13 protein-coding genes are annotated in these 11,694 nt (G+C 51.5%); 11 read left to right on the top strand and 2 right to left on the bottom strand.

Annotated elements, in window-relative coordinates; translation table 11 throughout:
* Positions 1-23: 23 nt before the first annotated feature.
* The 4 genes from LH23_RS18835 to htpX all read left to right on the top strand — a co-directional run bounded on the left by LH23_RS18835 (position 24) and on the right by htpX (position 4,444).
* A complete protein-coding gene (locus LH23_RS18835; protein ID WP_039294495.1) occupies positions 24-512 on the top strand; it encodes a GAF domain-containing protein in 489 nt (162 codons plus the stop codon).
* 104 nt (positions 513-616) lie between these two features.
* The gene (gene proQ, locus LH23_RS18830; RefSeq protein ID WP_039294493.1) at positions 617-1,300 is read left to right on the top strand and encodes an RNA chaperone ProQ; all 684 of its coding nucleotides are present in this window, start codon (positions 617-619) and stop codon (positions 1,298-1,300) included.
* A 20-nt stretch (positions 1,301-1,320) separates the two neighbouring features.
* A complete protein-coding gene (prc, locus tag LH23_RS18825; RefSeq protein WP_039294490.1) occupies positions 1,321-3,369 on the top strand; it encodes a carboxy terminal-processing peptidase in 2,049 nt (682 codons plus the stop codon).
* Positions 3,370-3,562: 193 nt separating this feature from the next.
* Positions 3,563-4,444: a protease HtpX gene (gene htpX / locus LH23_RS18820; RefSeq protein ID WP_039296902.1), complete on the top strand. Its 882-nt coding sequence runs from the start codon at positions 3,563-3,565 to the stop codon at positions 4,442-4,444.
* Positions 4,445-4,488: 44 nt separating this feature from the next.
* Here htpX and LH23_RS18815 read toward each other — a convergent pair whose 3' ends face one another.
* Entirely contained in the window at positions 4,489-5,862 is a 1,374-nt protein-coding gene (locus LH23_RS18815) for an MFS transporter (RefSeq protein ID WP_039296888.1), read from the bottom strand.
* A 176-nt stretch (positions 5,863-6,038) separates the two neighbouring features.
* Between LH23_RS18815 and kdgR the strand changes: the two genes are divergently transcribed.
* Entirely contained in the window at positions 6,039-6,830 is a 792-nt protein-coding gene (kdgR, locus tag LH23_RS18810; protein WP_039294487.1) for a DNA-binding transcriptional regulator KdgR, read from the top strand.
* Positions 6,831-6,872: 42 nt separating this feature from the next.
* On the opposite strand, the gene LH23_RS18805 is transcribed toward kdgR, so the two are convergent.
* Positions 6,873-7,112 (bottom strand): YobH family protein, encoded by a 240-nt coding sequence (locus LH23_RS18805; protein ID WP_039296886.1) that lies wholly within the window; start codon positions 7,110-7,112, stop codon positions 6,873-6,875.
* Positions 7,113-7,271: 159 nt separating this feature from the next.
* Here LH23_RS18805 and mgrB point away from each other — a divergent pair, with 159 nt between their 5' ends.
* The 6 genes from mgrB (at position 7,272) to ftsI (ending at position 11,653) form a co-directional block, all read left to right on the top strand.
* The gene (gene mgrB, locus LH23_RS23635) at positions 7,272-7,415 is read left to right on the top strand and encodes a PhoP/PhoQ regulator MgrB (protein WP_071842749.1); all 144 of its coding nucleotides are present in this window, start codon (positions 7,272-7,274) and stop codon (positions 7,413-7,415) included.
* Between the two features lie 54 nt (positions 7,416-7,469).
* Entirely contained in the window at positions 7,470-7,751 is a 282-nt protein-coding gene (locus LH23_RS18800) for a YebO family protein (protein WP_039294484.1), read from the top strand.
* Between the two features lie 16 nt (positions 7,752-7,767).
* Positions 7,768-8,769 carry an MBL fold metallo-hydrolase gene (locus LH23_RS18795; protein ID WP_039294481.1) on the top strand — a complete coding sequence of 334 codons (1,002 nt, stop codon included), beginning with the start codon at positions 7,768-7,770 and terminating at the stop codon, positions 8,767-8,769.
* Between the two features lie 541 nt (positions 8,770-9,310).
* Entirely contained in the window at positions 9,311-9,454 is a 144-nt protein-coding gene (locus LH23_RS23630) for a DUF2627 domain-containing protein (protein WP_008454022.1), read from the top strand.
* A gap of 12 nt (positions 9,455-9,466) precedes the next feature.
* Positions 9,467-9,676, top strand: coding sequence for a transcription antiterminator/RNA stability regulator CspE (cspE, locus tag LH23_RS18790; RefSeq protein ID WP_001062678.1), 210 nt, complete (start codon positions 9,467-9,469; stop codon positions 9,674-9,676).
* A gap of 231 nt (positions 9,677-9,907) precedes the next feature.
* A complete protein-coding gene (ftsI, locus tag LH23_RS18785; RefSeq protein ID WP_039294475.1) occupies positions 9,908-11,653 on the top strand; it encodes a peptidoglycan glycosyltransferase FtsI in 1,746 nt (581 codons plus the stop codon).
* Positions 11,654-11,694: the final 41 nt, after the last annotated feature.

The following is an 11,694-nucleotide window of genomic DNA, read 5'->3' as shown; positions in this document are numbered from 1 at the left end:
CAAGACAACATAACGGTTATTTAATGAACAAAGAACAATTTTACGCGGATCTGAATCGCGATTTTAGTGCGTTAATGGCAGGTGAAACCAGCTTCCTCGCAACACTGGCGAACACCAGTGCTTTGCTCTTTGAGCGCCTTGATGGCGTGAACTGGGCAGGATTCTACCTTCTCGAAGCCCAAACGCTAGTTCTGGGGCCCTTCCAGGGCAAAATTGCCTGCGTAAGAATCCCTGTCGGCAAGGGCGTATGCGGCACAGCCGTTGCTACAGGCACGATTCAGCGTGTGGAAGATGTGCATGCTTTCGACGGGCATATTGCCTGCGATGCGGCCAGCAATTCGGAAATTGTGCTGCCGCTGACGGTTGACGGTCAGACAATTGGCGTCCTGGATATCGACAGCACCGAGTATGGCCGTTTTTCGGAAGAAGACGAAATGGGTTTAAAAACCTTGATTTCGCAGCTTTCAGACGTGCTGAGCGGCACTGATTTTAAAAAATTCTTCCCTCGATAGCATGATAAGCAACGGATAACGTGGCATTTAGCGATGGCGTCATTATAATGTCGCCTGTTCATGCCTGCGACTTATTGGCAATTCCGTTGTAATCAGGAAATTTCATGGAAAATCAACCTAAGTTGAATAGCAGTAAAGAAGTTATCGCATTTTTGGCCGAGCGTTTCCCTCAATGTTTTAGCGCAGAAGGTGAAGCTCGTCCGTTGAAGATTGGTATCTTCCAGGATTTAGTCTCTCGTGTTGAAGGCGAAATGAGCCTCAGCAAAACGCAGCTTCGTTCAGCATTGCGTCTTTATACGTCAAGCTGGCGTTACCTGTACGGCATCAAAGCTGGCGCAACTCGCGTTGATCTCGATGGCAACCCTTGCGGTGAGCTGGACGAACAGCATGTAGAACATGCTCGCCAGCAGTTGGATGAAGCCAAAGCCCGCGTTCAGGCACAGCGTGCTGAGCAGCAGGCGAAGAAACGTGAAGCCGCTGCAGCCGCAGGCGTCACTGAAGAGGCTCCACGTCGCGAACGCAAACCTCGCCCGGCCGCAGCACCGCGTCGCAAAGAAGGGGCAGAGCGTAAACCTCGCGCTGAGAAACCGGCACCAAAGGCACCTCGTGAAGAGCGTCGTACACCGGTGACCGATATAGCTGCTCTGCAGGTTGGACAGGCCATTAAAGTCAAAGCCGGTAACAACGCAATGGATGCTACCGTACTGGAAATTACCAAAGATGGCGTCCGTGTACAGCTGACTTCTGGTATGGCAATGATCGTACGCGCAGAACACTTGCAGTTCTGAAACGGAGGCCTGACTCAGGCATGAACAAACTCTTTAAGCTTACGGCCATCGCCAGCCTGCTGTTCGTGGCAGGCAGCGCCCTGGCCCTGGACAACATTACCCGTGCTGACCAAATTCCTCAGTTAAAGGAAGAAGCTCAGCACGCAACGGTGAGTGAACGCGTGACCTCGCGTTTTACGCGTTCTCATTACCGCCAGTTCGATCTGGATGCCAACTTCTCGGCAAAAATCTTTGACCGCTACCTGAACTTGCTGGATTACAGCCACAACGTGCTGTTGGCCAGCGACGTCGCCCAGTTTGCCGCGAAGAAAGGGCAGATTGGCGATGAGTTGCGCAGCGGTAAGCTCGATGTGTTTTACGACCTTTATAATCTGGGTCAGAAGCGCCGTTTTGAACGCTATCAGTATGCCTTGAAGGTGTTAGCGAAGCCGATGGATTTCACCGGTAACGACACCATCAATCTGGATCGCAGCAAGGCGCCGTGGCCAACAAGCGTCGATGAGCTGGATAAGCTCTGGGATGCGAAAGTTAAATACGACGAGCTGAGCCTGAAACTGACCGGCAAAACCGAGCAGGAAATTCGTGAAACACTGACCAAGCGCTATCAGTTTGCCATCCGCCGTCTGGCGCAAAGCAACAGTGAAGATGTGTTCTCGCTGGCGATGACTGCGTTTGCCCATGAGATTGACCCGCATACGAACTATCTTTCCCCGCGCAGCACCGAACAGTTCAACACCGAAATGAGCCTGTCTTTAGAAGGCATCGGCGCGGTATTGCAAATGGACGATGATTATACGCTGATCAACTCCATGGTTGCCGGTGGCCCGGCGGCGAAAAGTAAGGCGATTACCGTCGGCGATCGTATTGTTGGCGTAGGCCAAACGGGTAAACCGATGGTTGACGTTATCGGCTGGCGTCTGGACGACGTTGTGGCGCTGATTAAAGGGCCAAAAGGCAGCAAAGTTCGCCTTGAAATCCTGCCTGCGGGCAAAGGCACCAAAACGCGTACCGTGACGCTGACCCGCGAACGTATTCGCCTCGAAGACCGCGCGGTCAAGATGTCTGTGAAGACTGTCGGCAAAGACAAAGTCGGCGTGCTGGATATTCCTGGCTTCTACGTTGGCCTCACGGATGACGTGAAGGTTCAGCTGCAGAAACTGGAAAAACAGAACGTGAAGAGCGTGATTATCGATCTGCGTTCTAACGGCGGCGGTGCGCTGACGGAAGCGGTGTCCCTGTCCGGTCTGTTTATTCCTAGTGGCCCGGTGGTTCAGGTTCGCGACAACAACGGTAAAGTCCGCGAAGATAGCGATACCGACGGCGTGGTCTACTACAAAGGTCCGCTGGTGGTGCTGGTTGACCGCTTTAGCGCCTCGGCCTCTGAAATCTTTGCGGCGGCGATGCAGGACTATGGTCGCGCGCTGATTGTCGGCGAACCGACCTTCGGGAAAGGCACCGTGCAGCAGTACCGTTCACTGAATCGCATTTACGATCAGATGCTGCGTCCGGAATGGCCTGCGCTGGGTTCGGTTCAGTACACCATTCAGAAGTTCTACCGCATTAACGGCGGCAGTACTCAGCGGAAAGGTGTGACGCCGGACATCATGATGCCAACCGGGACCGAACAAACTGAGACCGGCGAGAAGTTCGAAGACAACGCGTTGCCTTGGGACAGCATCAACGCGGCGACTTATGTGAAAACCGGCGATCTTACGCCGTTCGAACCTGAGTTACTGAAGCTGCATCAGGATCGCATCGCCAAAGACCCTGAGTTCCAGTACATCATGAAGGACATTGCTCGCTTCAATGCCCTGAAGGAAAAACGGAACGTTGTTTCTCTGAATTACGCTCAGCGTGAAAAAGAGAATCAGGAAGACGACGCGACTCGCCTGGCCAGAATCAACGATCGCTTCAAGCGGGAAAGTAAAGCGCCGATTAAGAAACTCGACGATTTGCCGAAGGATTACCAGGAGCCCGATCCGTATCTTGACGAGACGGTGCATATTGCCATCGATCTTGCCGGCATGGAGCAAGACAGGCCTGCCGAGCAGCCGACGGCGACCAAGTAACCTCCCGGATGGGCACCCAAGCGGTGCCCATTTTTTTTGCCTGTCTTCAGTGATGTAAGATAAATGCATACAAAATGTAAAGTTATGTATTATTAATCACTTGGGCGGGATTGATGCTTGAAAATAGGCGGCGCGCCCCTACGATGTGTGGGAGCGCAAAGAGCGTGTTTTTAACCGAGGTAAAAAGAAAATTATGATGCGTATCGGGCTTTTCCTGTTGACCAACCTTGCGGTAATGGTCGTTTTCGGGCTGGTGCTAAGCCTGACGGGGATCCAGTCGAGCAGCGTTCAGGGTCTGATGATCATGGCGGTGCTGTTTGGCTTTGGCGGCTCTTTTATTTCCCTGCTGATGTCAAAATGGATGGCATTACGTTCAGTAGGCGGTGAGGTGATTGAGCAACCTCGTAATGAAACGGAGCACTGGTTAATGGAAACCGTGCGTCGGCAGTCACAGCAGGCGGGCATCGCCATGCCGCAGGTTGCGATTTATCATGCACCAGACATCAATGCTTTCGCCACCGGAGCGCGCCGTGACGCCTCTCTGGTTGCGGTCAGTACAGGTCTGCTGCAGAACATGAGTCGTGACGAAGCGGAAGCGGTTATCGCGCACGAAATCAGCCATATCGCCAATGGTGACATGGTGACCATGACGCTGATTCAGGGCGTAGTGAACACCTTCGTTATCTTTATTTCCCGCATCATCGCTCAGGTGGCTTCTGGCTTCCTGTCCGGGAACCGTGATGATAACGAAAGCAGCAACGGCAACCCGCTGATTTACTTTGCGGTGGCAACGGTGCTGGAACTGGTGTTTGGCATTCTGGCGAGCATTATCACCATGTGGTTCTCACGCCATCGTGAATTCCACGCCGACGCGGGTTCTGCGAAACTTGTGGGCCGAGAGAAGATGATTGCAGCGCTGCAGCGCCTGAAAACCAGCTATGAGCCGCAGGAAGCCAGCAGCATGATGGCGTTTTGCATCAACGGTAAGGCCAAGTCAATGAGCGAATTGTTCATGACGCACCCGCCGCTGGACAAACGTATCGAAGCGCTGCGCAACGGCGAATACCTGAAGTAGTTGTAACTCAGAAATGAAAAGCGTGCCCAGGCGGCACGCTTTTTTTATGCCTGTACCCTGGGCTGCGAGATTCGCAGCCCACTGACGACGGCGGCAATGGTGGCAAATATGCCTGCAAGAATCAGCGAGGCATGCGTCCCACTGTTACCAAACACGTTAAACATTAGAGCGACCAATGCGGCCCCGCAGCTTTGACCGAGCAAGCGAGCAGTCCCTAACATACCGCTTGCTCCACCGCTGCGGTGCCGGGGCGCAGAGGAGATAATGGTGTGGTTATTCGGGGACTGGAAGAGGCCGAATCCTGCCCCACACAGCACCATACGCCAGATAATATTCAGGTCGGACGGATCGTGCGGGAGCATGGCCAAAGCAAACAAGCCGCAGGCCATCACTAAAAGCCCTACGGCACCCATCAGACCTGCATGCACACGTTCGATAAGATAACCTGCCAGCGGTGCCATCACCATCGTTGCCAGTGGCCACGGCGTTAACAGCAGACCGGTTTCAACCTCACTGCGGCCCAGGACGGTTTGCAAGAAAAAGGGCAGTGAAACCAGCGCCAGCATTTGAGCGCCGAACGAACATATTGATGTGCCGATAGACAGCGAAAAAATTGGGATTCGCAGCAGGTCGACCGGGAGCAGAGGGAACGGTAAACGAAGCTGGCGACGGATGAAGAAATAGCCAATCACGACAAGCGCAACCAGTTCACCGATAATGATGAACCCCGACTGGCCCTGTGAAAAACCACCGATCGCTGAAATAAGCAGACCGAAGGTGAGGGCGTTCATTACCGCACTCGGGATATCAAAACGCTGACCCTGGGATTTTTGCTGGTTGGGCGGTAAATAGCGCAGCGCCAGAATCAGCGAAACAATGCCAATTGGCACGTTGATTAAAAACAGCCATTGCCACGAGGCTACCGAAAGAATTGCAGCGGCAACGGTGGGGCCGGCGGCAGAGGACACGGCAACAATAAATGAATTCACGCCCATCCCGCGCCCCAGAAAACGCTGAGGATAAATCAAACGAATCAGGGCGGTATTCACGCTCATTAATGCTGCGCCGCCAAAGCCTTGCAGCACCCGGGCAAAGGTAAGCATCGGCAGTGAGGTAGAAACGGCGCAAAATAGCGAGGTCAGGCAAAACAGGACCAGACCGCACTGATAGATACGGCGGTAGCCAAAAATATCGCCGAGAAACGAAAGCGATAAAAGCGACACAATAATGGCTATTTGATAAGCGTTAACCACCCAAATAGATTCCGCAGGGCTGGCATTCAAATCGTGTGCAATCGTAGGCAGGGCGACATTAGCAATAGCGCCGTCGAGCACGGCCATCATGATCCCGAGCGCAATCGTCAAAATGGCACCGTAACGCTGAGGCGTAGGTAAGCCATCGGACACTGATTTATCCATATTTAAAATTTGGCTGTCTGAAGTCGTTAGGAGGGTAATGATTTTATCATCAATTAATCTTGTCAATGCCGCAGATTTGTAACGAATCAGCAGGCTTTGATTGCGGCGATCATAGGGCATCAATATACTAAAAAACGGTTCTAATTTTTATAAAACAAGAATACCCGAGGTGATGTATGGCTCTCTCAGACCCCGACAAGCAGCCCGATGCCGTCTCTTCCGTGCTAAAGGTTTTTGGCATCCTACAGGCACTTGGTGAAGAAAAAGAAATTGGTATCACCGAACTGTCGCAGCGCGTCATGATGTCCAAGAGCACCGTATATCGGTTTCTGCAAACAATGAAATCCCTCGGTTACGTGTCACAGGAAGAAGAGTCGGAAAAATATGCCCTGACGCTGAAGCTTTTCGAGTTGGGCAGCGGGGCATTAGAGAATATCGACCTTATTCGCAGCGCGGATGTTCAGATGCGCGAGCTTTCCCGACGAACCAAAGAAGCGATTCATCTGGGGGCGTTTGAGGAAAGCAGCATTGTCTATATCCACAAAATAGATTCGCTTTATAACTTGCGTATGTATTCGCGTGTCGGACGACGGAATCCGTTGTATAGCACTGCCATTGGTAAGGTTTTGCTTGCGTGGCGACCGCACGACGAGATCTTGGACATTCTTTCGGATGTTGAGTATGTTCGCAGCACAGAACGGACTATCGTCAGTACAGAAGCACTTATCCCTGTGCTTGAGCAGGTGAGAGCGCAGGGGTATGGTGAAGACAATGAGGAACAGGAAGAGGGCATTCGCTGTGTCGCGGTACCCGTTTTCGACCGTTTTGGCGTTGTCGTCGCGGGCATGAGCATTTCATTTCCAACGATCCGCTACTCGGATGAAGGGCTGGCTGAATACGTCCGTATTCTTCATCAGGCCGCACGAACGTTATCTCAGCAGATGGGCTACCACCATTATCCTTTCTGATTTTGTAAAATCAGGCCGCGCAAGACACGCGGCCTTGTCGCTTTAACCGTTATCAATCGGCGTGTCGACTTTACGCAGAAGCGGGCAATCGGTCAGGCCAATAATCCCGCTATCGGTGTGAATAAACTGCGCGGTCACGGTATTACGTGCCGTCAGGTATTTACATTGCAGCCCAAGCCCCGCCGCATTTTCTTTGCTGCCCACTAAAACGCCATAGCCTGAAAGCAACAGGCCAATCCAGATGATGGCAATAACAATAATTGTACGAATAATCACTCGCATACTGACCTCAAACATCAATCTAATCCTGCATCAACCCTACTCTGAAAAATTGACGTCACAATCTGATGATTCTGAAATGAAAAAGCAGGAAACGTTACTCATGGTTTAGTTGGTTAGTGTTAAATTACCGAAATTCTATGGTCAAGAGGTGGCGATGTAGTGAGAAAGTACAGATGGGTGATCGTTTTGGTGATTGCTGTTACCTGCCTGCTGCTATGGACTCAAATGATAAATGTGATGTGCGACCAGGATGTGCAATTTTTCAGCGGCATTTGTACCATTAATAAATTTATCCCCTGGTAGTGATTTTTCTCTCTCTGCCTCAGGTGTAGAATGCGTTTTTTTTGAGGTGGTAAGATGAACGAATTGGGTTTTAGTGCTTTAACTATCATGCCGCTGGCGATATCGCTGGTGACGTTGATTGTCGGTCTTGTTCTGTGGTTTTTTGTCAATCGTTCCAGTAGTCGTGCAAACGAACAGATTGCACTGCTCGAAGAACTGGTGGATTTACAGAAGCGTCAAAATGCCTTGCTGCGCCGCTTGTGTGAAGCGAACGAACCAGAGCCGGAACACAAACCGGCTGCGAAGGTTGAAGAAGAAAATGACGACGACTTTGTGCGTCTGGTAGCGGAACGCTAATCTGGCTGGAGGTGGGATGAGCTGGAAAAACCCTTGGTACAATCCACAGTTATCCCACCATCTACCTGATGGGTTTCGCAATACAGAGCCTGCAATACGGCAACCTGGTGACGTCCAAAAGTGGCGGCAGGAGCGCAAAGCGCAAAAGCTTCCACATCCTCCCGGTCAAGGTTACTCCGCATTTATTGAACGCTGGTGGCAACAGGCCGATCTGAGCGGTAGTGATGACCGCGTATGGTGGCTGGGGCATGCCAGCCTGTTGTTGCGGCTTAATGGCCATTTTTTGCTGACCGATCCAGTATTTTCCCGTCGCGCGTCCCCGGTTTCTTTTGCCGGTCCTGCCCGGCGAACTGAAGTCCCACTCGATATTAATCAGTTACCTCGACTGGATGCCGTGCTCATTTCCCATAACCATTACGACCATCTCGATAAAAAAACAGTCCGTCGGTTGATTAAGCGTTTTCCCGACGTTCATTTTTTTGTACCCCTCGGCCTGAAAGCATGGTTCAGCCAGCGTGGGATTGAGCAGGTCACAGAGCTGGACTGGTGGCAAAGCTTTAACTGGTGCGGCATGGTTTTCACCGCCGTGCCTGCCCGGCACTGGAGTATGCGAACGTTTTGGGATCGTAACCGTTCGCTTTGGTGCGGCTGGGTTGTGGAGCAGGGGGCTTTGCGTTTTTGGTTTAGCGGTGATTCAGGCTACACCGAGTCGCTGGCCGAGATAGCGACTCGGCTGGGGCCGTTCGATATGGCCGCGTTGCCCATTGGTGCCTACGAGCCTCGCTGGTTTATGGGCGATCACCACATGGATCCCCAGCAGGCAGTGACGTTATGGCAAGCGATCGGCAAACCCGTGACAATTCCTATCCACTGGGGTGTTTTCGAGCTGGCCGATGAGTCTCTCGACAAGCCACCGCAGGAGTTGCTTGCGGCCTTGCATGAGCAGGGGGAAAACGACCAAATATTTTCACCTCTGCGCATTGGTCAAAGTTTGCCCTTCACGAAGAATAAGAATTAATTATTAATGTCGGCAATGACGGCTTTATTTCTATTTGGCTAAATTAACGCCCGATAATCACGCTTTAAATTCCATCGAAACGTTTTTATTGCCTTATCCTGGGGCAATGTCATTAAACTTTCATTATTTTGGTGCAGAATATCAGGCTTGTTGTACAGGCTTTATTCTGTTGGGCGTAAAAAATACAGTGATGAAATCCGTGTCCCAGTCACGATGATTGTCTTTAGGTTGATTTGTGCATAGATATGCATAAAAAATCATAAAGATATATCCTTCAAAAAGGATTTTATTGTACGGATGTCTGGACGAAAAGTACGCTTTACGCTAAGGTTCAGACGTTGTCGGAATGTTGTTAAAACACAATCTGTTGCGACAACTTTTTCTGATGAAAATATACGTCAAAAAACGCGGGTTACTTTCTTAAGGTAATCGTGTAATTTTCTGAATCTGTGCGGCAGATCGACACATGCTTAAAAATGGCTTGCCATTGTTTACGTTGTGTGTGATAACACGTTGGGTTAAACGAGGTACAGTTCTGTTTATGTGTGGCATTTTCAGTAAAGAAGACCTGAGTAAACACGTTGTCGTTGAATACCGCTTCTCTGCCGAGCCTTATATTAGTGCCTCATGCAGTAATGTCTCTGTTTTATCTAAGTTATGCCTGCGGGCGAAGAATACAATCTAAGGAATTTGCAAAATGGCAAAGATTAAAGGTCAAGTTAAGTGGTTCAACGAGTCTAAAGGTTTTGGTTTCATTACTCCAGCTGACGGCAGCAAAGATGTATTCGTACACTTCTCTGCAATCCAGGGTAACGGCTTCAAAACTCTGGCTGAAGGCCAGAACGTTGAATTCGAAATCCAGGACGGCCAGAAAGGCCCTGCTGCAGTTAACGTGACTGCCATCTAATTCTTCTGGATTAGAGCTCAGGCGCGAATAACGCCGAATTGAGATGAAAGCCCCGTTTCGACGGGGCTTTTTCATTTCTGTCACTAATCTACTGTTTTTCAAGCTATTAACAAATTGAATCATTTGTTGCCTCTTGTTGCAAAGCTGCGAAGGTTTTAGCACTGTTCTCCCGGCAAAATGTCGGGGATCTGGTTAAATCTTTCAATCGCTTAGGCTGAGCAAGGAATAGTTGTGAAGAAGGGTGTCCCCGTATTAACCGGTAATTTTATCCAGTGGCGTTTTGGGCTTCTGTGTGTGGCCATCACCGGGAGTTTGGTGTTTCTGCTCGGACGTATTGCCTGGCTGCAAATTATCTCCCCGGATAACCTGGTTAAGCAGGAGGATATGCGTTCCCTGCGCGAAGAACCGATTGAGGTGCCGCGTGGGATGATAGAAGATCGCAACGGAAAACCGCTGGCGGTCAGCGTGCCGGTCGAAGCGGTGTGGGCCGATCCGAAAACGGTTATGGAGAAGGGGGGGGTACTGGTTAACAGCCGCTGGCAGGCGCTGGCCTCTGCGCTGCATGTCCCTTTGAGCGAGATTGCCACGCGTATTCACAGCAACGAGCGAGGCCGTTTTATCTACCTTGCTCGCCAGTTGGATCCCCAACAGGCGCAATACATCGACAAACTGAATATTCCCGGTATCGCGTTGCGGGATGAATCACGCCGCTTTTATCCTGCAGGTCGGGTGGGGGCGAACCTTATTGGGTTCACCAATATTGACGATCAGGGTATTGAGGGGATCGAAAAAAGTTTTAACCAGCAGCTTACCGGCAAAGAGGGTGAGCGTCTGGTACGCAAAGATCGCTACGGTCATGTGGTGGAAAATATCACCGAGAATGCTGCCAGCCCCGCACACAATATTCAGCTCAGCATCGATGAACGACTGCAAACTGTGACGGAAGATGCGCTCAGCAACGCTGTGTCCTGGAACAAAGCAGAATCCGGTGCCGCGGTGGTCATTGATGTGCAGACCGGTGAAGTCCTGGCAATGGCTAACTACCCAACCTTTAACCCGAACAACCGTGATGACGCCAGGCTCGACGATTTCCGCAACCGCGCAATAAGTGACACCTTCGAACCCGGTTCGACGGTGAAGCCTATGGTAGTCATGACGGCGCTGCAACAGGGGATTGTCCGGCCTGACAGCGTTATTGATACCCATCCATTTACTCTCGACGGGCACCACATCCGTGACGTGGGGTACTATCCGCAACTTACCCTGACCGGGGTGCTGCAAAAATCGAGCGATACCGGCGTGTCCCGTCTTTCACTGGCTATGCCGATTCAGAATATTTGGGACACTTATCATAGATTTGGCTTTGGCGTCCCCACTGCAATCGGCCTGACGGGCGAAAGCCGCGGCCTGTTGCCGGTGCGCCAGCGATGGGGAGAGCTGGATCGAGCCACTTTCGCATTTGGCTATGGCCTGATGGTAACCCCGCTGCAGCTGGCTCATGTTTACGCCACTATTGGTAGTTTTGGTATTTCACGTCCTCTGTCTATCACGCGCGTTGACCCGCCGGTGGAAGGGACGAGAGTGATGCCGGAAGAAATTGTGCATGAAGTGGAGCATATGATGGAAAGCGTGGCGCTGCCTGGCGGCGGGGGCGTTAAGGCCGCAGTTCATGGTTACCGCGTGGCGGTGAAAACGGGCACTGCCAAAAAGATCGGCCCTGATGGTAAATATATAGATCAGTACATTGCCTACACGGCTGGCGTGGCGCCGGCCAGTAATCCTCGCTATGCGCTGGTGGTGGTGATTAACGATCCTTCCAACGGGAAGTACTACGGCGGTGCGGTTTCTGCCCCGGTATTCAGCCAAATCATGGGTGACGTTTTACGTCTGGAAAATATTGAGCCGGACGGGCTGCCTGCCGGAGACAACAGCGTGATGGTGCTGAACAAAATGGAGAATGACCGCGCCGCTATGTAGCGGTTTGGCAAAAGGGGCGCTAAACTTGCGCCCTTTGTTGC

The organism is Cedecea neteri, from assembly GCF_000758305.1.
Lineage (GTDB): Bacteria > Pseudomonadota > Gammaproteobacteria > Enterobacterales > Enterobacteriaceae > Cedecea > Cedecea neteri_C.
Note: the sequence above shows the minus strand (reverse complement) of the source record. Positions and strands in the feature narration are given on the sequence as shown.